Below are 17,441 nucleotides of genomic sequence, written 5' to 3'. Positions count from 1 at the left end.
GGCTGTGGGCAGCCGGACGGGGGCAGCCGACCGTCGCACGCCGCCGGATGCGGCTGATGAGCGCCGGGACCGGGGTGCTCGCGCTGACCCTGCTGCTGGTCGGAGCCAACGTCGGGCGCGACGCGGTGCTGCTGGACCTCACCGTCCAGGCGGGTGTGCTGGCCAGCGCGATCGGCTTCGGTCTGGGCTTCAGCCCGCCGCGCGCGATCCGGATGTCGTGGTCGCAGCCCGAGCGGGACCGCCTGCAGAGCGCGACGATGGCTGTGCTCGGCGCGACGACCGTCGACGACGTGGCGCGCGCACTCCTGCCGCCCACGGCGGCCATCGTCGGCGGTGCAGGCGCAGCGCTCGTGGATGCCAGCGGCACCGTCTCGGCCTCCTACGGCGCCGCGCCGCCGGTGGGGATGCGCCTGCTGCCGGAGCAGCCGTCCGGGGCGGACAGCACGCCGCTGCAGATCGTCCCGCTCGGCGACGGCCGGGGCGACCTGGTCGTCTGGACCAGCGCCTACACCCGGTTCTTCGGCCTCGAGGGGGTCGGTCTGCTGTCCGCCATGGCCGCCGTCGCCGGGCTCGCGCTGCAGCGCTGCGCCCTGCTGGCCGAGGAGCGCGAGCAGCGCGTCGTCCTGGAGCGGACCCAGCGAGAGGCCGAGCTGGCCCAGCAGGAGGCCGAGCGCGCCCGGCAGGAGGCGACCCAGGCCAACCTGGCCAAGAGCGAGTTCCTGTCGCGGATGAGCCACGAGTTCCGTACGCCGCTCAACGCCATCCTCGGCTTCGGCCAGCTGCTCGAGCTCACGGAGCTGAACACCGACGACGAGGAGGCGGTCGGCCACATCGTCAAGGCCGGCCGGCACCTGCTCGCGCTGGTCAACGACGTCCTGGACCTCTCGCGCATCGAGGCCGGGGCGATGACGATCTCGCTCGAGCCGGTGCACACGGCAGAACTGCTCGACGACGCGGCGGCCCTGATCCGGCCGCTGGCGGACGCGCGCTCCATCCGGCTGGCCGTCTCGCCCGAGCACTGCGACGCGTACGTGCACACCGACCGTCAGCGGTGCCGGCAGATCCTGCTCAACCTGCTGTCGAACGCGGTCAAGTACAACCACGACGGCGGTGAGGTGCAGGTGTCCTGCGAGCGCCGGGCGGGCGACCTGCTGCGGGTATCGGTCCGCGACAGCGGCCCCGGCATCGACCCGGCCCGCCAGCATCGGCTGTTCGAGCCGTTCGAGCGGCTCGACGCGGAGGCCGCCGGCGTGGAAGGGACCGGCCTGGGCCTGGCCCTCACCAGGCAGCTGGTGCACGCGATGGGAGGACAGATCGGCGTCACCAGCGCCACCGGCGAGGGCTCGACCTTCTGGATCGACCTACCGATCACCGAGCAGCCGGTGGAGGCCATCCACCCCGCCGCACCGCCGGCACCGTCTGCCGGCGGACGGCGGACGCTGCTGCTGGTCGAGGACAACCTGACCAACCTGCGGCTGGTCGAGGCGATGCTGCGCCGGCGGCCGGAGATCTCCGTGCTGCCCGCGATGCTGGGCCGGCTGGCCCTGGAGCTGGCCTCCCAGCACCTGCCCGACATCGTCGTGCTCGACCTGCACCTGCCCGACCTGTCCGGCCGGGACGTGCTGAACCGGTTGCAGTCCGACCCGCGGACACGGCACATCCCGGTGGTCATCGCCAGCGCCGACGCCAGCCCTAACCGGGTGCGGCAGCTGCGGGAGGAAGGCGCGTTCGACTACGTCACCAAGCCGCTGGACGTGCACCGCTTCCTCGAGGTGGTGGACGCCGCGCTCGAGCAGCCCGACGCCCGCCGTCCCGGCTGAGGCCCGCTCAGCCGACCGCGACGACCGACAACCTGCCCCCGCCGTACCCGACGATGTGCAACTGCAGGTCGACCCGGCGCATCACGTAGCCGAGCACCCGGCCGATCTCGGCCGGGAGCGGCTCCCCCACCGCGTACACCCGGTACAGCCGCAGGGCGGGCGCCCCGGGGGTGTTGAAGGCCGCAGCCAGCACGTTGAGGACCTCGTCGGCGTTCTCGGACAGGTCGGCGGACAGCACGCCCGAGGCCAGTGCCTGCTCGGCCTCGGTGACGGGCACAGCGCCCAGGGCCGCACCCGCGTGGGCGGCCAGCGACAGCTCGCAGGCCACCACCGCGCCGGTCACGGTGTCGTCGGTGACGTAGACCGCCACGAGCGCGGGCTCACGCCCCGGCAGGACGGGAGGGCCGGGAGCGACCTCGACCGCTCCGCCGGTGAGCGTCTGCAGGAGCTCACCGACCTGCGCCGCCTGCGGCACCGGAACGGGGACGACCGGGGTGGCGAGCTGACCGGGGGTCATCGGATCTCCTCCGTCCACGTCGAACCGGCCTCTGTCGAGGTCGGCATCTGTTCCTTCGACAGAGCATGCCCGTTCCTGAGCACCGGCACAGCATCACCCGTTAGGGCTCAAGCGGGGACGCGTGTGGTCGAAAGACTCTGTGAGCACGGATCGCTCGACCGCAACTGCCCAGGGACCGGGCGGTGACTCCCCACTCTTCCCAGAGGAGGGTCGACGGTGTCGGCCAGTCATGCTCGGATCGCCCCACCCCGCCCGCAGCTCGTGTCCCGCCGATGACCGGCGTCGAAGGCGTCCTGCACAGCGCCCTGCGCGGGCTGTCCCTGCGCCAGCGGACGATCGCGGACAACATCGCCAACATCGAGACCCCCAACTTCCTGGCGGGCAAGGTGGATTTCGAGTCCAGCCTGCGCGCCGCCGCCGCGAACGGCGAGGCCCCGAGCGCCCCCCACGTGGCCCGCTCGCTGGAGCCCACCCGGCTCAACGGCAACAACGTGAACCTCGACACCGAGACGGTCGCCGCGATGGAGACCGGCCTGCGCTACGAGCTCACCGTCACCGCCTTGAACAACAAGTTCAACGGACTCCGCAGAGCGATTGGAAGCGCCTGATGTCCCTGTTCGCCGCGTTCGACGTGGCGTCGTCCGGCATGCGCACCTCGCGCAAGTGGCTCGATGCCGTCTCCGACAACATCTCCAACATCAACACCGCCCGTCGCACGGACGAGGACGCCTTCCAGTCCCGGATGATCGTCGCCCAGGCCAACGAGTACGGCGGCGCCGGCGGCGTCCGGGTCGCCGGCGCCGTCTTCGGTGACCCGGAGGGCCGGATGGTGCACAACCCCGAGCACCCGCTCGCCGACGAGGAGGGGATGGTCCGGATGCCGGACATCGACCTCGGCGACCAGATGACCCAGCTGATGATCGCCCAGCGCAGCTACCAGGCGAACATCTCGGTGATCGAGCGGGCCAAGGACGCCTACTCCCAGGCCCTGCGGCTGGGGCAGCGCTGATGAGCATCTCGCCGATCGGCTTCGAGCCGGGCCTGCCGGGCCTGTCCGGCATCGCGCTCCCCAGCATGCCGACCGTGGACACGGTCGCCAAGCCCGACGAGGGCTTCGCGAACATGGTCACCCAGGGCATCGAGAACCTGCAGGGCCTGCACTCGACCACCGACACGCTCGCCGTCCAGGCCGCCACCGGCGACCTGAAGGACATCCACGACTACATGATCGCCAGCGCGCAGTCCGGCCTCGCGACCGAGATGACCGTTGCCGTCCGTAACAAGGCCGTCGAGGCCTTCACCGAGATCATGAGGATGCAGGTCTGATGCCCGCCCAGCTCTCCAAGCTCCCGCAGAGCCTGCGCACGCTTCTCGCCGGCTTCACCGCCGGCCAGAAGGCCGTCACCGCCATCGCCCTCGTGGCGCTGCTCATCGGTGGCGCGGTCTTCACCTCCTGGGCCGCCAAGCCCTCGATGGTGCCGGTCTTCACCAACCTGGCCGCCGGCGATGCCGCCGCCATCACCGAGGAGCTCAGCACCCGCGGTACGAAGTACCAGCTCGCCGCCGGCGGCTCCACGATCCTCGTCCCGCAGAAGGACGTCTACCAGCTCCGGCTGGACCTGTCGGCGGCCGGGCTGCCGCAGGACGGCAAGTCGGGCTACGAACTGCTCGACAGCCAGGGCATCACCACCTCGGAATTCCGCCAGCGGGTCGACTTCCAGCGGGCGCTCGAGGGCGAGCTGACCAAGACCATCACCTCGATCGAGGGTGTCGAGGCCGCCACCGTGCACCTGGTCATGCCCGAGGAGGCGCTGTTCTCCGAGGACGCCCGCAAGCCGAGCGCATCCGTGCTGGTCAAGACCAAGCCGGGCAAGAACCTGACCGGCGGCCAGGTGCAGGCCGTGGTCAACCTGGTCTCCTCCAGCGTCGAGGGCCTCACGCCCGACCAGGTGACGCTCGCCGACGCCAACGGCACCGTGCTGTCGGCCGCCGGCGAGGACGGCGCCAACGCCGCCGCGGGCGACGCCCGCGCCGTGCAGACCGCGGCGTTCGAGAAGGAGCTGCAGACCTCGGTGCAGGAGATGCTCACCCCGATCGTCGGCAGCGGCAAGGCCGTCGTGCGGGTCAAGGCCGCGCTGGACTTCGACAAGCGGGCCACCACGAGCGAGCGGTTCAACCCCGAGGACAAGCAGGCGCCTGCCGTGAACGAGTCCGTCACCACGGAGAAGTATGAGGGGGGCGGGCAGATCGTCGGCGGCGTCCTCGGCCCGGAGAACGTCAACAACCCGGCCCTGGCCGGTGGCGACAGCACCTACGAGAAGGGGCAGGAGAGCCGCACGCTGGCGGTCGACAAGGTCACCGAGCAGGTGCAGTCGGCTCCGGGCAAGGTCGAGCGGCTGTCGGTCGCCGTCGTCCTGGACGCCGAGGCCGCCGGCGTCATCGCCCCGGCCGAGATCGAGCAGCTGGTCGCCGCCGCCGCCGGCATCGACCGGGAGCGCGGCGACGTCGTCGAGGTCAGCCGGATGGCGTTCGACGAGACGGCCGCCAATGCCGCGGCGGAGGAGTTCGCCAAGATCGAGGCCGCCGAGCAGGCGGCCGAACGCGCGAATTTGATCCGCACCGTCGGTGTGCTGCTGGTCGTCGGACTGCTCCTGCTCTACGCCCTGCGCGTCATGCGCCGCGACCAGCGCACGGAGGTCGAGCTGCCGTACGACATCGTCGCCACGCAGATCGATGCGGACGCGGCGGAGGCCGCGGCGCTGGCCGCTGCCGCCGAGCGGCGGGCACTCGAGCCGCCACCGCTCAGCGTCGAGGACAGGCAGCGCATCCACATCCAGGGCGAGATCGGCGAGCTCGTCGAGCGCCAGCCCGAAGAGGTCGCGCAGTTGCTCCGCGGCTGGCTCGCCGACCGGAGGTCCTGACGATGGCCGACACCGCCACGATCACCGGACCGCAGAAGGCCGCCATCCTGCTCGTGCAGCTCGGTCGGGAGCGCTCCGCCCTCGTCCTGAAGTCGCTGCGCGAGAGCGAGGTCGAGGAGGTCCTCAACGAGATCGCCCGCCTGGAGGCCGTCGGCAACGACGTCGTCGACGCGGTGATGGAGGAGTTCCAGGAGCTCGCCACCGCTCGCCGGCACTACGGCAAGGGCGGCATGGACTTCGCCCGCGAGATCCTCGAGGCCAGCATGGGGGCGGAGAAGGCCGCCGAGCTGCTCAAGCGGATGGAGGCCTCGCTGGTCGAGATGCCCTTCGAGTTCCTGCGCCGGGCGGATGCGCGCCAGGTGCTGTCCTTCCTGCAGGACGAGCACCCGCAGACGGTCGCCCTGGTGCTGGCCCACATGCGGGCCGAGCAGGCCGCGGTCGTGCTGTCCGGCATGCCGAACGACCTGCAGGCCGACGTCGCCCACCGGGTCGCCACCATGGAGAACACCTCCCCGGAGGTGATCCGGCAGGTCGAGACCATTCTCGAGCGCAAGCTCTCCTCGGTGCTGCAGTCCAACGACTTCTCCGCCGCCGGCGGCCTCCAGCCGCTCATCGACATCATCAACAACTCCGACCGGGCGACCGAGCGGCTGATCCTGGAGGGGCTGGAGCGGCGCGACCCGGCGCTCGCCGAAGAGGTCCGCAGCCAGATGTTCATGTTCGAGGACGTCCTCACGCTCGACGACCGCTCCGTGCAGCTGGTGCTGCGCCAGGTCGACTCCAAGGAGCTGGCGACGGCGCTGAAGGGCGTCAGCCAGGATCTCCGCGACAAGATCATGAACAACGTGTCGGAGCGCGCCGCGCTCACGCTGGCCGACGAGATCGAGATGCTCGGTCCGGTCCGCCTCGCCACCGTCGAGGAGGCGCAGGCCGTGGTCATCTCGACCATCCGATCGCTCGAGGAGTCCGGCCAGATCGTCATCAGCCGAGGGGACCGCGATGAGTACGTGGTCTGAGACTCCCGTGCACGGGACCGCCCAGCGCGGCACCGTCCTGCGCGGCAGCGATGCCCACGGGGTGCGGCCGGCCCGGATGGACGCCGACCTGCGCACCAGCCCGTTCGCCCCGATCCACACCGTGGATGCCCGGCTGACCGACCCGCACCTGCAGGACGTCGTCGCGACGGCCCGGCAGCAGGCCGTCGAGCAGGGACACGCCGAAGGCCACCGGGCCGGCTACGCCGCCGGCCTGGCGGTCGCCACGGCAGAGGCGCACGTCGCCGCCGAGCACGCTGCCCAGCAGGCCGCCGACGCGCAGGCACGACAGCAGGCACAGCTGGTCGAGGCGGTCGCGCTGCTGGCCGGGGCAGCTGAGGCCTTCCGCCAGCGGGAAGCCGTCAGCCTGGCCGAGATCGAGCACCAGGTCGTCGATCTGGCGCTGGACGTCGCCCGGGCCGTGCTCGACCGGGAGCTCTCGATCAGCGAGAACCCCGGACGTGACGCGCTCGTGCGGGCGCTGGTGCTGGCTCCCGAGGACTGCGCCGCCACCGCGAAGCTCCACCCGGACGACGCCGCGGTCCTGGGCGAGGTGAACTCGCTCGCCGCGGGGCGTCGCGTGGTCGTCGTCGCGGACCGCTCGATCGAGCGCGGCGGCTGCGTCGTGGAGGCCGCCGGTCGGCAGGTCGACGCGCAGATCGGTCCGGCGCTGGCCCGCGTCGCCGCGGTGCTGCGGGGACAGCAGCCGTGACGCTGCAGCTCGAGCAGGCGCTGCAGGCGGCCCGCCCCCGCGTCACCGGACGGGTGCGCCGGGTCGTCGGCCTCAACCTCGAGGTCGAGGGCCTGGACGCCGCCATCGGCGACGCCGTCCACATCGACGTGGCCGGCACCCGGCTGCCCGCCGAGGTCGTCGCACTGCGCGACGGCGGGCTGGTGTGCATGCCCTTCGGCACGCTGCAGGGCGTCCGCGCCGGGGCCTCGGTGGAGGCCAGCGGCGGCCCGCTCACGATCGGCCTGGGCAGCAAGCTGCTCGGCCGGGTGCTCGACGGCCTGGGCCGGCCCGTCGACGGCGGCCCCCGGCTCGAGGGCCTCGAGCAGTCCGGCGTCGGTGGGGTCCCCCCGCACGCCCTGCGGCGCGCCCGCGTCTCGGAGCCGCTCACCCTCGGCGTACGCGCCCTGGACACCCTCATTCCCGTCGGCCGCGGCCAGCGCCTGGGCATCTTCGCCGGTTCCGGTGTCGGCAAGTCCAGCCTGCTGTCGATGGTTGCCCGCAACAGCGAGGCCGACGTCACCGTCATCGCGCTGGTCGGCGAGCGTGGCCGCGAGGTGCGCGAGTTCCTCGAGAACGACCTGGGCGAGGAGGGGCTGGCCCGCTCCGTCGTCGTCGTCGCCACCTCCGACGAGCCGGCGCTGGTGCGACTGCGGGCAGCGCTGACCGCGACCCGCATCGCCGAGTGGTTCCGCGACCAGGGCCGGCACGTGGTCCTGATGATGGACAGCGTCACGCGCTTCGCGATGGCCCAGCGCGAGGTCGGCCTGTCCGCCGGCGAGCCGCCGGCCACCCGCGGCTACCCGCCGTCGGTCTTCGCGCTGCTCCCCCAGCTGCTCGAGCGGGCCGGCACCGGCGAGGTCGGCAGCATCACCGGCCTCTACACCGTGCTCGTCGAGGGCGACGACATGAACGAGCCGATCGGTGACGCCGCCCGCTCCATCCTGGACGGTCACGTGGTGCTCACCCGCAAGCTGGCCACGGCCGGGCACTTCCCCAGCATCGACGTGCTGGAGTCGGTCTCCCGCGTGGCGACGGCCGTCACGACGCCCGAGCAGCGGGCCGCCGGCACCTCGCTGCGCCGGCTGATGGCCGCGCACCGCGAGGCCAAGGACCTGCTCGAGATCGGCGCCTACGTGTCCGGCACCAATCCGCTCGTGGACCGCGCCGTCCAGCTCGAGTCGGGCATCAGCTCCTTCCTGCGCCAGGACATGCACGAGGCGTCGTCGGCGCAGGAGAGCTGGAGCCGGCTGCACGCGCTGGTCGGGGTCGCGTGAAGCGCTACCACTTCCGCCTGGAGCCGGTTTTGCGCGTACGCCGCATGCAGGAGGAGGCTGCGCGCGGGCAGCTGCTGGCCGCCAACGCCGCGATCAGGACGCAGGAGCAGCAGCTCACCGAGCAGACGGCGGCGTACGAGAAGTGCCTCATTCCTTCAGGAATCCAGCCACGTGCCGATTTCCTCTTCGAGCAGTCCACCCGATCGGCTTTCGCTGCCGCTGTGATCGAGCAGCGCGGCCGGGTGCGTCGCGCTCACGAGGACGCCACGCGGGCCCGCACTGCATGGAGCGAGACCGCCTCGCGCGTGGGTGCGCTGGAGCGGCTCGACGAACGGCAGCGCAGCGAGCACCAGGCCCAGACCCAGAAGGAGGACGAGCTGACCACCGACGAGCTGGTCGTCTCCCGCCACGGCAGGAGCGACCGATGAGCACCGGGCTCGCCGCCGTCCAGTCCCGGATGCTGGAGATCCAGAGCCGCTTCCCGGCCCCGGCCATCCAGCTCGCCGCCCGTCCCGCCATGGCGACCGCCGCGGCCGCCCGGCCCGGCAGTGTCGGCGCCAGCGCCGCGTTCGGCAACGTACTGGCCAGCTCGCAGACCCAGCTGTCCCGCGCGAGCGGACCCGGAGCCGGCGTCGACGGCGCCGCGGTCCTCGCGAAGGCCAAGGAGCACCTGGGCACGCCCTACGTCTGGGGCGGCGCGGCACCCGGCGGCTTCGACTGCTCCGGGCTGATGCAGTACACCTACAAGCAGTTCGGCATCGACATCCCGCGCGTCTCGCGCGACCAGGCCACGGCCGGCCGCGAGGTCAGCGCCGCCGAGGCCCGCCCGGGCGACCTCGTCTTCTTCAAGCGCGAGCGCCCAGCCCCCGACCACATCGGCATGTACGCCGGGGACGGCCAGTGGGTGGTCGCCCCGAAGACCGGCGACGTGGTCAAGATGCAGAACGTCGACCTGTCGAAGGCCACCACCATCCGGCGGATCCTGCCCGACGGCGCGGCCTCGTCCGCCCCGGCTGCGGCCGCCGGCTTCGCCGGTGCGCTGCGGTCCGCCGGGCCCGCCGCCGGCTCCGGCGCCGGCTCCGGCGAGGCGGCGTTCGCCGGCCTGTTCCAGAGCGCCGGGCAACGCCACGGCGTCTCCCCCGCCCTGCTCACCGCCGTCGCCCGGGCCGAGTCCGGGTTCAACCCGGCCGCGAAGAGCCCCGCGGGTGCGCAGGGACTCATGCAGTTCATGCCGGCCACCGCCGGCGGGCTCGGCATCGACCCCTGGAAGCCGGCGGAGGCCGTGGACGGCGCGGCCCGGCTGCTGAAGTCGCACCTGGCGCGCTTCGGCTCGACCGAGCTGGCACTGGCCGCCTACAACGCCGGTCCCGGCGCGGTCACCAAGCACGGCGGCATCCCGCCGTACAAGGAGACCCAGAACTACGTCCGCAAGATCATGGCCGAGCTCCGAGCGGAGGCTGCATGACCACGGTGAGCACCCTGCCCGCGGGCGCGGCGCCGGCGAAGAGCGCAGCCGGCCGTGCGACGTCCCCGGCCGCAGCCGACGACTTCGCCGCGATGCTGGCCGGTCTGGTGTCGGGGGCCTCCCCTTCGGCCGTGACCGCGGACACGGCCGGCGGGTCCGCCACCAGCGGGCTGCCGAGCGGGTCGACCGCGAACGGGTCCGTGCTGACCGGTGGGCCTGTCCTGACCGGTGGGGCCGTGCTGGCCAGTGGCCTTGCCGGCACCGAGGTGCCCGCCGCTGCCGATGGGCCCGTGCTGGCCGGCGGCCTCCCCGGCACCGAGGTGCCGGCCGGTACGCCGGCCGGTGCCGGCCTCCCCGGCTCGACTCCCGCCCCGCCGGCCGGTGCCGGCCTCCCCGGCTCGACTCCCGCCGCTTCCGCCGTCCCTGCCGCAGCCGAGGAGAGCGCTCCGGCAACCGGGACCTCACCCGGCGCTCCGGCCGGCGCACTGCCGGCCAGCGCGGCGGGAACCACGACGGGAACCGGCACGCCGGCTCTCGCCGGCACGGCCTCCCCCGGAGGGGCGCCCGGGCAGGCAGACGCCACCGCCACCAGCACCGGCACCGCGCCGGCCGCCACAGGCTCCGCCTCCGCCTCCGCCACGGGCTCCGCCTCCGTTTCCGCCACCGCCTCCAGCAGCGGGCCGGCCGCCACGGGTGCGAGCCACCCGGCGTCGGCGCAGCCGGCGACCGTCGGCCCGGTCGGGTCCCAGGACCCGGCCGCCGGTGATGCGACCGCTGTCGAGGCGACCGCCGTCGAGCAGGCATCGGCCACGGGCGACGGCTCCGATGAGCCCGCCGACGAACCTCCCGCCGCGCTGACCGCCGCACCGGCTACCCCGGCTGAGTCCCGCCCTGCCGGCCCGGCCGGTCCGACCGGCCCGGTCTCCACCGAGGCCGTCGCCGCCGCACCGCAGACCGACACCCGTCCGGTCAGCACGCCGGTGCCTCCCGCACCTCCGGCACCGGCCGCACCGCCGGCCACCCAGGTCGTCACCCAGCTCGCGCCGGTGCTCGAGGGCCCGGACGGCAGCTACACCATGTCGCTGAAGCTCTACCCCGAAGAGCTCGGCGCGGTCCAGGTCGAGATCTCGCTGCGTGGCGGCGAGATCAGCGTGGCGATGCATGCCGCCGACGACGTCTCCAAGGAGCTGCTGCGGGCCTCGTTGGCCGACCTGCGCCAGCAGCTGGAGGCCCATGGCCTCACCGCCAGCGACCTGTCGGTCGACAGCGGCAAGGCCGACGACCAGCGCGACAAGTCGGCCGCACAGCGTCGCTCCGGCGGCCAGGGCGCCGCCGACAGCGACGACTCCCCCGTACCCGCCCCGGCTCCGGACCCGGACGCCGCCCTCGACCTACGGATGTAGCAGCCATGACCACACCACTGTCCGGTCTGACCGGCAACCGGATCAGCGACATCACGGGCGCGAGCCCGGCAGGCGTCGCGCCCGGCAACGAGATGGGCAAGGACACCTTCCTCAAGCTGCTCGTCGCCCAGCTGAAGTACCAGAACCCGCTCAGCCCGACCGACGGCACCGAGTTCATGGCCCAGACGGCGCAGTTCACCGTCGTCGAGAAGCTGGACGAGCTGTCCAAGCAGAACGCCGAGCTGATCAGCGCCAACCGCGCGCTCGGCGCGAGCGGCCTGATCGGCAAGTCGGTCGTGTCCAGCGGCCTCGACGGCAGCGATGTCGTCGCCACCGTCACGGGCGTCCGGTTCGACCCGGGTGGCCCCGTCCTGCTCACCGGAGACACGGAGGTCTCACTTCCTGCGGTCAAGGAGGTACGCCCCGCCGGCAGCTGAGCCGGTGAGCGGCCCGCACCGGGCCGGCTCCCGTACCGCCTGTGATCTTCCCTTTCGAGCCCCACCTTCTTCAGGAGAGACAATGCTTCGCTCGATGTACTCCGGTATCTCCGGTCTCCGCACGCACCAGACGATGATGGACGTCGTCGGCAACAACATCGCCAACGTCAACACGGCCGGCTACAAGAGCAGCTCCACCGTCTTCCAGGACGTGCTGAGCCAGACCCTGCAGGGCGCCGGCGCGCCGGTCAACGGCGCCGGCGGCACCAACCCCGCGCAGGTCGGCCTCGGTGTGAAGCTCGGTGCCATCAGCACCAACTTCGCGCAGGGCGCCAGCCAGCTCACCGGCCGGGCCACCGACCTCGCGATCCAGGGCGACGGCTTCTTCGCCGTCCAGCAGGGCGGGGAGAACCTCTACACCCGCTCCGGCAGCTTCAACTTCGACGCCAACGGCTCGCTCGTCACGCCGTCCGGCGCCTCGGTGCTCGGCTGGAAGGCCAACGCCGGCGCGATCAACCCCAACGGCCCGCTCGAGCCCGTCCGGCTGCCGATCGGCCAGACGCTGCCACCGGTCCAGACCGGCACGGTCCGGCTCGGCGGCAACATTCCGGACACCGAGTACGACGCGGCTGCGACCGACCCGGTCTCGATCACCAACGGCGTCACCATCTTCGACAGCCAGGGCGCGCCCATCAAGCTGTCGATCACCTACACGCAGACCGGCAACGACACCTGGAGCGTGGAGGCGACCGCGCCGAACGCGAACGGCTCCACCCCTGACGCCGTCGTCGGCACCGGAACGCTCACCTGGGACGCCGCCACCGGCAAGTTCAACGAGCCCAGCATGACGCTGGCCGCCGCGGGCATGGCCGGCGTCGGCAACTTCACCAAGGACGTCACCGTGCAGTTCGGCACCCCGGACGAGCCGATGACGCAGTACGCCGGCTCCAACAGCGTGGCGGCGCTCGAGCAGGACGGTGCGGCCATCGGCGCGCTCCAGTCGTTCACCATCTCCCCGAACGGCACCGTCATGGGCATCTTCTCCAACGGCATGCAGGAGGCCATCGCACAGATCGCGATGGCCAACTTCGCCAACCCGGGCGGCCTGGAGAAGGTCGGCGGCTCGATGTACCGCCCGTCACCGAACAGCGGCCTGGTGCAGACCGGCGTCGCCGGCGAGGGCGGCCGCGGAACGCTGTCCGGCGGCACGGTCGAGATGAGCAACGTCGACCTGGCGCAGGAGTTCACCAACCTGATCGTCGCCCAGCGCGGCTTCCAGGCCAACTCCCGCGTCATCTCCTCCTCCGACGAGCTGCTCCAGGACCTGGTCAACCTCAAGCGGTAGCTCCCCCGTACGTCACCGATGCCGGGCCCGCTGCACGCGGGCCCGGCATCGTGGCGTCGTGGGCCGGCGGCCACCTGTGCAGCGGCACACATGACGCGGCCGACGACCGCTCAAGGCTCAGGTAACGGCCCCGGACGCCGATGGACTAGAAGCGGCCATGGATGGGCCGCACGTCGACTCAAGGATGACCATGATCATGCTCACGCGGCTCACCGGGCTGCCGTTCGCGCTCAACCCGGACCTCATCGAGCGCGCCGAGGCCACACCCGACACGGTGATCACGCTGTGCGACGGCCACAAGGTGCTCGTCAGCGAGAGCGTCGCGCAGCTCATCGAGCTGGTCCGGGAGTACCGCGCCAGCGTCGTCGCCCTGGCCGGCCGGCTGGAGACCTCGCCGGTCGGCAGCCCTGCCCTGCATGTCGTCCCGTCCCCCCCTCTGGAGCACTGAGATGGATCCGGCCACCCTGATCGGCATCGCGATCGCGTTCGGCGCGATCTTCCTGGCCAACATGCTCGAGGGCGGCAGCCCGACGGCGATGTTCATGTTGCCGCCAATGCTGCTCGTCTTCGGCGGCACCATCGGCGTGTCGGTCGCCGGTGGCCTGCTGAAGGACACGCTCAGCCTGCCCGCCGCGCTCAAGCACGCGTTCACGAGCAAGGTCACCCCTGCCGACGAGTCGGTGACGGTGCTGGTGACGCTGGCCGAGCAGGCCCGGCGCAACGGCCTGCTCGCGCTGGAGGAGCAGGCCCGCGAGATCGACGACCCGTTCCTCAAGGAGGGCGTCGAACTGCTCGTGGACGGCACCGACCCCGAGGAGCTGCGCGACATCCTCGACGCCAAGGTCGACGCCAAGCGGGCCGGCGACAAGTCGGCGGCCAAGCTGTTCGGCGACATGGGCGCCTACGCCCCCACCATCGGGATCATCGGCACCGTGCTGAGCCTGGTGCACGTGCTGGAGAACCTCGACAAGCCCACCGAGCTCGGCCACATGATCGGCGCGGCCTTCCTGGCGACCCTGTGGGGCGTGCTGTCCGCCAACGTGATCTTCCTGCCGCTGTCGACCAAGCTCAAGCGCATCAGCGAGCTCGAGGTCCGCCGGATGAACCTGCTGATCGAGGGCCTGATGTCGATCCAGGCCGGCAGCAACCCCCGCGTGATCGAGCAGAAGCTGCGGGCCTTCCTCCCGCCGCGCGCCGCCACACCCTCGGACGAGAAGGAAGCGGCCTGATGTCCGCCAGGCGGGCCAAGCACCACGAGGAGGAGGAGCACGAGAACCACGAGCGGTGGCTGGTCACCTACGCCGACATGCTCACGGTGCTGATGGCGCTGTTCCTCGTGATGTACGCGATGTCGGTCGTCGACCAGACCAAGGCCGAGCAGCTGGCCGGCAGCGTCCGGGAGTACTTCGGCACCGGGCCGACGCTGCTCGACGGCGGCAGCGGGCTGCTGGACACCCCGTCCGCGCCCACGGCCCCCGAGGAGCAGCTGGCGGTCAACATCCAGGCGGCGGTCGCCGCGCTGGACGAGAAGAAGGCCCGCGCGAAGGCGGTCTCCAACGAGAACGAGCAGCTGAAGGAGGTGCAGCGGCGGATCACCGAGTCGCTCACCGCGAAGGGGCTGCAGAACTCCGTCCGCTTCAAGATCGACGAGCGCGGCCTGGTCGTCACGATCGTCACCGACGAGGTGCTCTTCACGCTCGGCTCGGCCACGCTCCTGCCGGCCGGCCGCACCGTGCTCGACGGCATCGGCCCGGCGCTCGTGCCGATCCCCAACCCGGTCACCGTCGAGGGGCACACCGACAACCTGCCGATCAGCGGCGGGCGGTTCCCCTCCAACTGGGAGCTGTCGACAGAGCGCGCGACCACCGTGCTGCGCTACATCATCGCCAGCCAGAAGATCCCGGCGAAGCGGATGAGCGCCGCCGGCTACGCCGACCAGCGCCCGCTGGTCAAGAACACGCCGCAGACCCGGGCGGTCAACCGCCGGGTCGAGGTGATCGTGCGTGCCACGGCCGCCGACGCGGGTGCTCCCGTTGCCGCCCTACCCGCCGCGCACTCCGCGCCGGCGCCCCCCCGTCCGGCAGGCGCCGCCGCAGCGGCACCCGCCCCCCCGAAGGAGAAGCACTGAGATGGCCACGACCACGAAGAAGGCAGCCGCGAAGCCGGCCGAGGAGGGTGCCCAGCAAGCCTCCGGAGGCGGCCGCAAGAAGCTGCTCCTGATCGCGGTGCCCCTGGTGGCCCTGGCGGCCGGCTGGTACTTCCTGCTGGGACCCGGCGCCGGTGATGCCGGTGGCGAGGAGGCGGTCGCGAAGAAGCCGGAGGCCGGGGAGGTGCTGTCCCTCGAGCCGATCACGATGAACCTGGCCGACGGCCGGCTGCTCAAGGTCGGCCTGGCCCTGCAGGTGGTCGCCAAGCCCAGCAGCGGCCACGGCGTGACCGGCGCGGTTGCCCTCGACGAGGCCATCGCCTTCCTGGGCGGCCGCACCTATGCAGAGCTGGCCTCACCGACGGCCCGGCAGGCGGCCAAGGACGAGCTGAGCAAGCGGGTCGCCGAGCGCTACCACCACGACGTGATGGAGGTGTACTTCACCGAGTTCGTCATGCAGTGAGGCCGCCAGGAGCCGCGCGGTGACTCCGGTGCGCTAAGGCTCAAGCGTTCTGGGGCCCTGCCGATGCTGTGTGTGTGGCAGCAACCAGCACGACCGACATCGCGGCAGAGCACGCAGCAGTGGACAGCCCCGCGCCGCCGTCCGGCAAGCGGGCCCGCCGCAAGTCGGGGCCCCAACCCTTCGACTTCCGGCGGCCCAGCAAGTTCAGCCGGGACCACGCGCGGGCGCTGCAGATCGTCAACGAGACCTTCGCGCGCCAGTTCACGACGATCCTGTCCACCACCCTGCGGTCGGTGTCCCAGGTGTCGGTCGCCTCGATCGACCACGTCTCCTACGACGAGTACATCCGCTCCTCGCCGGATCCCACCCTGATGGCGATCCTCAACGTCGACCCGCTGCCGGGCGCCGGCATCCTGCAGCTGCCGCTGGGCATCGCGATGGCCGCGATCGACCGCCTGCTCGGCGGCAACGGCGACGGCAACCAGCCCGCGCGGGCACTGACCGACATCGAGAGCGTGCTGATGCGCGAGCTGCTGGTGCGGGTGCTGCACGAGCTGGACTACGCGTTCGAGTCCCTGGCCAAGGTGAAGACCAGCATCGTCCAGCTGGAGTTCAACCCCCAGTTCGCCCAGGTCGCCGCTCCGTCGGACATGGTCGTCGTGGCCACCTTCGACGTACGCATCGGCGGCAAGGAGGCGCCGGCGACGCTGTGCCTGCCCTTCACCGCGCTCCAGCCGGTGCTCGAGCAGGTCACCGGCCACGCGCTGTTCGCCGACCGCAAGGGCACCGACCCCGTGGAGTCGGCCCGGGCCATCACCGCCGGGCTCTCGGGAGTGCCGGTGGACGTCGCCGTGCGCTTCGACCCGGTCACCCTCACCTCCTCCGAGATCCTCCATCTGCGCGTCGGAGACGTGCTCCCCCTGCGCCACCCGGTCAGCGCGCCACTCTCGGTCTGCGCCGCCGACAGCACCTGTGCCTTCGCCGTGCCCGGAAGCAAGGGCCGGCGGCTCGCCTTCATGATCGTCGACTCGAACAACGACAAGGACTCCCGCCCATGACCGTGCTCAGCACCCGCGACAGCGTCCGCGACGCCGTGACCGCCGTCGCCGCCGCAGCCGCCCGTACCCTGCCGCTGTCGGCAGTGGCCGACGCTCCCCTCAGCGACGCCACGGTGGCGGACCTGCTGCCCCCGGACGGCAAGGGCCGGGCGGTCTCGCTCAACGTGCGCGGCGCTGCCGTCGGGCGGCTGGTGCTCGTCGTCGCCGACAGCCTCTCCTCCGCCCTGGAGAACAGCCCGTTCGGGGCCCAGGAGCTGCTGGCCGCGCTCGGTCCCGCCCTGGCGGACGCCGGCACGGCGCTCGAGCAGTTCAGCAGTGAGTCGCTGCAGATCGAGGCGGCACACGAGGTGGAGCCGGGCATCGCCCTGGCCGGCCTGGGTGACGGCCGGCTCTTCGCCGCGGTCCTGCTGCGCACCGGCGGCGAGCACGTCGCCACGATCGCGCTGCTGGTCGAGCAGGAGCTCGCACCCGAGGCGTCCGAGATCCCCGAGCCGCGGGAGAACGCGACCACCCACACGTTCCAGCCGCTGGACCAGACGCGCCCCGCCAGCCGGGCCGCGCGTCCGATGGACCTGCTCCACAACGTGGAGATGGGCGTCACCGCCGAGCTCGGCCGCACCCGGATGACCGTGCGCGACCTGCTCGCCCTCACGCCCGGTGCGGTCGTCGAGCTCGACCGGGCCGCGGGCAGCCCGGTGGACGTCCTGGTCAACGGCACGCTGATCGCCCGCGGCGAGGTGGTCGTCATCGACGAGGAGTTCGCCATCCGTATCTCCGAGATCATCGGTACCCGCACCCTCGACGCGGTCCGGCGCTAGGCCGTGG

General features: G+C 72.2%; 20 protein-coding genes. 19 read left to right on the top strand and 1 reads right to left on the bottom strand.

Annotated elements, in window-relative coordinates; all coding sequences use genetic code 11:
* Positions 1 to 1,820, top strand: a 1,820-nt coding sequence (locus tag WD794_11825) for an ATP-binding protein (protein ID MEX2290998.1), incomplete at its 5' end; no start/stop codon positions are given.
* A 7-nt stretch (positions 1,821 to 1,827) separates the two neighbouring features.
* Here WD794_11825 and WD794_11820 read toward each other — a convergent pair.
* Positions 1,828 to 2,337 carry a hypothetical protein gene (locus WD794_11820; GenBank protein ID MEX2290997.1) on the bottom strand — a complete coding sequence of 170 codons (510 nt, stop codon included), beginning with the start codon at positions 2,335 to 2,337 and terminating at the stop codon, positions 1,828 to 1,830.
* Positions 2,338 to 2,609: 272 nt separating this feature from the next.
* On the opposite strand from WD794_11820, the gene WD794_11815 reads away from it, so the two are divergent.
* From WD794_11815 to fliN, 18 genes are all read left to right on the top strand, one after another.
* Positions 2,610 to 2,945, top strand: coding sequence for a flagellar basal body protein (locus WD794_11815; protein ID MEX2290996.1), 336 nt, complete (start codon positions 2,610 to 2,612; stop codon positions 2,943 to 2,945).
* Positions 2,945 to 3,346 (top strand): flagellar basal body rod protein FlgC, encoded by a 402-nt coding sequence (flgC, locus tag WD794_11810; protein MEX2290995.1) that lies wholly within the window; start codon positions 2,945 to 2,947, stop codon positions 3,344 to 3,346. Before WD794_11815 ends, flgC begins: the two co-directional genes overlap by 1 nt.
* Entirely contained in the window at positions 3,346 to 3,663 is a 318-nt protein-coding gene (gene fliE, locus WD794_11805) for a flagellar hook-basal body complex protein FliE (GenBank protein ID MEX2290994.1), read from the top strand. Before flgC ends, fliE begins: the two co-directional genes overlap by 1 nt.
* The gene (gene fliF, locus WD794_11800) at positions 3,663 to 5,258 is read left to right on the top strand and encodes a flagellar basal-body MS-ring/collar protein FliF (protein ID MEX2290993.1); all 1,596 of its coding nucleotides are present in this window, start codon (positions 3,663 to 3,665) and stop codon (positions 5,256 to 5,258) included. Before fliE ends, fliF begins: the two co-directional genes overlap by 1 nt.
* Positions 5,259 to 5,260: 2 nt before the next feature.
* Positions 5,261 to 6,274, top strand: a complete 1,014-nt coding sequence (gene fliG / locus WD794_11795) for a flagellar motor switch protein FliG (GenBank protein ID MEX2290992.1) — start codon at positions 5,261 to 5,263, stop codon at positions 6,272 to 6,274.
* Positions 6,258 to 7,004, top strand: a complete 747-nt coding sequence (locus tag WD794_11790; GenBank protein MEX2290991.1) for a FliH/SctL family protein — start codon at positions 6,258 to 6,260, stop codon at positions 7,002 to 7,004. Before fliG ends, WD794_11790 begins: the two co-directional genes overlap by 17 nt.
* Positions 7,001 to 8,299: a FliI/YscN family ATPase gene (locus WD794_11785; protein MEX2290990.1), complete on the top strand. Its 1,299-nt coding sequence runs from the start codon at positions 7,001 to 7,003 to the stop codon at positions 8,297 to 8,299. Before WD794_11790 ends, WD794_11785 begins: the two co-directional genes overlap by 4 nt.
* Positions 8,296 to 8,727, top strand: coding sequence for a flagellar FliJ family protein (locus WD794_11780; GenBank protein ID MEX2290989.1), 432 nt, complete (start codon positions 8,296 to 8,298; stop codon positions 8,725 to 8,727). The genes WD794_11785 and WD794_11780 overlap by 4 nt, the downstream gene beginning before the upstream one ends.
* Complete coding sequence (locus tag WD794_11775; GenBank protein ID MEX2290988.1) at positions 8,724 to 9,764, top strand: NlpC/P60 family protein; 1,041 nt, start codon at positions 8,724 to 8,726, stop codon at positions 9,762 to 9,764. The genes WD794_11780 and WD794_11775 overlap by 4 nt, the downstream gene beginning before the upstream one ends.
* Positions 9,761 to 11,167, top strand: a complete 1,407-nt coding sequence (locus WD794_11770; GenBank protein MEX2290987.1) for a flagellar hook-length control protein FliK — start codon at positions 9,761 to 9,763, stop codon at positions 11,165 to 11,167. Before WD794_11775 ends, WD794_11770 begins: the two co-directional genes overlap by 4 nt.
* A gap of 5 nt (positions 11,168 to 11,172) precedes the next feature.
* Complete coding sequence (locus WD794_11765; protein MEX2290986.1) at positions 11,173 to 11,604, top strand: flagellar hook capping FlgD N-terminal domain-containing protein; 432 nt, start codon at positions 11,173 to 11,175, stop codon at positions 11,602 to 11,604.
* Between the two features lie 82 nt (positions 11,605 to 11,686).
* A complete protein-coding gene (gene flgF / locus WD794_11760) occupies positions 11,687 to 12,949 on the top strand; it encodes a flagellar basal-body rod protein FlgF (GenBank protein ID MEX2290985.1) in 1,263 nt (420 codons plus the stop codon).
* Positions 12,950 to 13,139: 190 nt separating this feature from the next.
* A complete protein-coding gene (locus WD794_11755) occupies positions 13,140 to 13,397 on the top strand; it encodes a flagellar FlbD family protein (protein MEX2290984.1) in 258 nt (85 codons plus the stop codon).
* A gap of 1 nt (position 13,398) precedes the next feature.
* Positions 13,399 to 14,178 carry a motility protein A gene (locus WD794_11750; GenBank protein MEX2290983.1) on the top strand — a complete coding sequence of 260 codons (780 nt, stop codon included), beginning with the start codon at positions 13,399 to 13,401 and terminating at the stop codon, positions 14,176 to 14,178.
* The gene (locus WD794_11745) at positions 14,178 to 15,077 is read left to right on the top strand and encodes a flagellar motor protein MotB (protein MEX2290982.1); all 900 of its coding nucleotides are present in this window, start codon (positions 14,178 to 14,180) and stop codon (positions 15,075 to 15,077) included. Before WD794_11750 ends, WD794_11745 begins: the two co-directional genes overlap by 1 nt.
* Before the next feature lies 1 nt (position 15,078).
* Positions 15,079 to 15,558, top strand: a complete 480-nt coding sequence (locus WD794_11740; protein ID MEX2290981.1) for a flagellar basal body-associated FliL family protein — start codon at positions 15,079 to 15,081, stop codon at positions 15,556 to 15,558.
* 74 nt (positions 15,559 to 15,632) lie between these two features.
* Positions 15,633 to 16,616, top strand: a complete 984-nt coding sequence (gene fliM, locus WD794_11735) for a flagellar motor switch protein FliM (GenBank protein MEX2290980.1) — start codon at positions 15,633 to 15,635, stop codon at positions 16,614 to 16,616.
* Positions 16,613 to 17,434 carry a flagellar motor switch protein FliN gene (fliN, locus tag WD794_11730; protein ID MEX2290979.1) on the top strand — a complete coding sequence of 274 codons (822 nt, stop codon included), beginning with the start codon at positions 16,613 to 16,615 and terminating at the stop codon, positions 17,432 to 17,434. Before fliM ends, fliN begins: the two co-directional genes overlap by 4 nt.
* The last annotated feature ends 7 nt before the right edge of the window (positions 17,435 to 17,441 follow it).

The organism is Mycobacteriales bacterium, from assembly GCA_040902655.1.
In the GTDB taxonomy this organism is placed as follows: Bacteria; Actinomycetota; Actinomycetes; order Mycobacteriales; family SCTD01; genus SCTD01.
The sequence above is the reverse complement of the archived record's forward strand: the minus strand, read 5'-3'. Positions and strand labels throughout refer to the sequence as shown.

Bases quoted from the DNA above. Each gene is read 5' to 3' on its own strand.
- flgC (MEX2290995.1), top strand. From the start codon at position 2,945: ATGTCCCTGTTCGCCGCGTTCGACGTGGCGTCGTCCGGCATGCGCACC.
- WD794_11755 (MEX2290984.1), top strand. From the start codon at position 13,140: ATGATCATGCTCACGCGGCTCACCGGGCTGCCGTTCGCGCTCAACCCG.
- WD794_11765 (MEX2290986.1), top strand. From the start codon at position 11,173: ATGACCACACCACTGTCCGGTCTGACCGGCAACCGGATCAGCGACATC.
- fliE (MEX2290994.1), top strand. From the start codon at position 3,346: ATGAGCATCTCGCCGATCGGCTTCGAGCCGGGCCTGCCGGGCCTGTCC.
- WD794_11750 (MEX2290983.1), top strand. From the start codon at position 13,399: ATGGATCCGGCCACCCTGATCGGCATCGCGATCGCGTTCGGCGCGATC.
- WD794_11745 (MEX2290982.1), top strand. From the start codon at position 14,178: ATGTCCGCCAGGCGGGCCAAGCACCACGAGGAGGAGGAGCACGAGAAC.
- fliG (MEX2290992.1), top strand. From the start codon at position 5,261: ATGGCCGACACCGCCACGATCACCGGACCGCAGAAGGCCGCCATCCTG.
- flgF (MEX2290985.1), top strand. From the start codon at position 11,687: ATGCTTCGCTCGATGTACTCCGGTATCTCCGGTCTCCGCACGCACCAG.
- fliN (MEX2290979.1), top strand. From the start codon at position 16,613: ATGACCGTGCTCAGCACCCGCGACAGCGTCCGCGACGCCGTGACCGCC.
- WD794_11820 (MEX2290997.1), bottom strand. From the start codon at position 2,337: ATGACCCCCGGTCAGCTCGCCACCCCGGTCGTCCCCGTTCCGGTGCCG.
- WD794_11740 (MEX2290981.1), top strand. From the start codon at position 15,079: ATGGCCACGACCACGAAGAAGGCAGCCGCGAAGCCGGCCGAGGAGGGT.
- WD794_11770 (MEX2290987.1), top strand. From the start codon at position 9,761: ATGACCACGGTGAGCACCCTGCCCGCGGGCGCGGCGCCGGCGAAGAGC.
- fliF (MEX2290993.1), top strand. From the start codon at position 3,663: ATGCCCGCCCAGCTCTCCAAGCTCCCGCAGAGCCTGCGCACGCTTCTC.
- WD794_11775 (MEX2290988.1), top strand. From the start codon at position 8,724: ATGAGCACCGGGCTCGCCGCCGTCCAGTCCCGGATGCTGGAGATCCAG.
- WD794_11815 (MEX2290996.1), top strand. From the start codon at position 2,610: ATGACCGGCGTCGAAGGCGTCCTGCACAGCGCCCTGCGCGGGCTGTCC.
- WD794_11790 (MEX2290991.1), top strand. From the start codon at position 6,258: ATGAGTACGTGGTCTGAGACTCCCGTGCACGGGACCGCCCAGCGCGGC.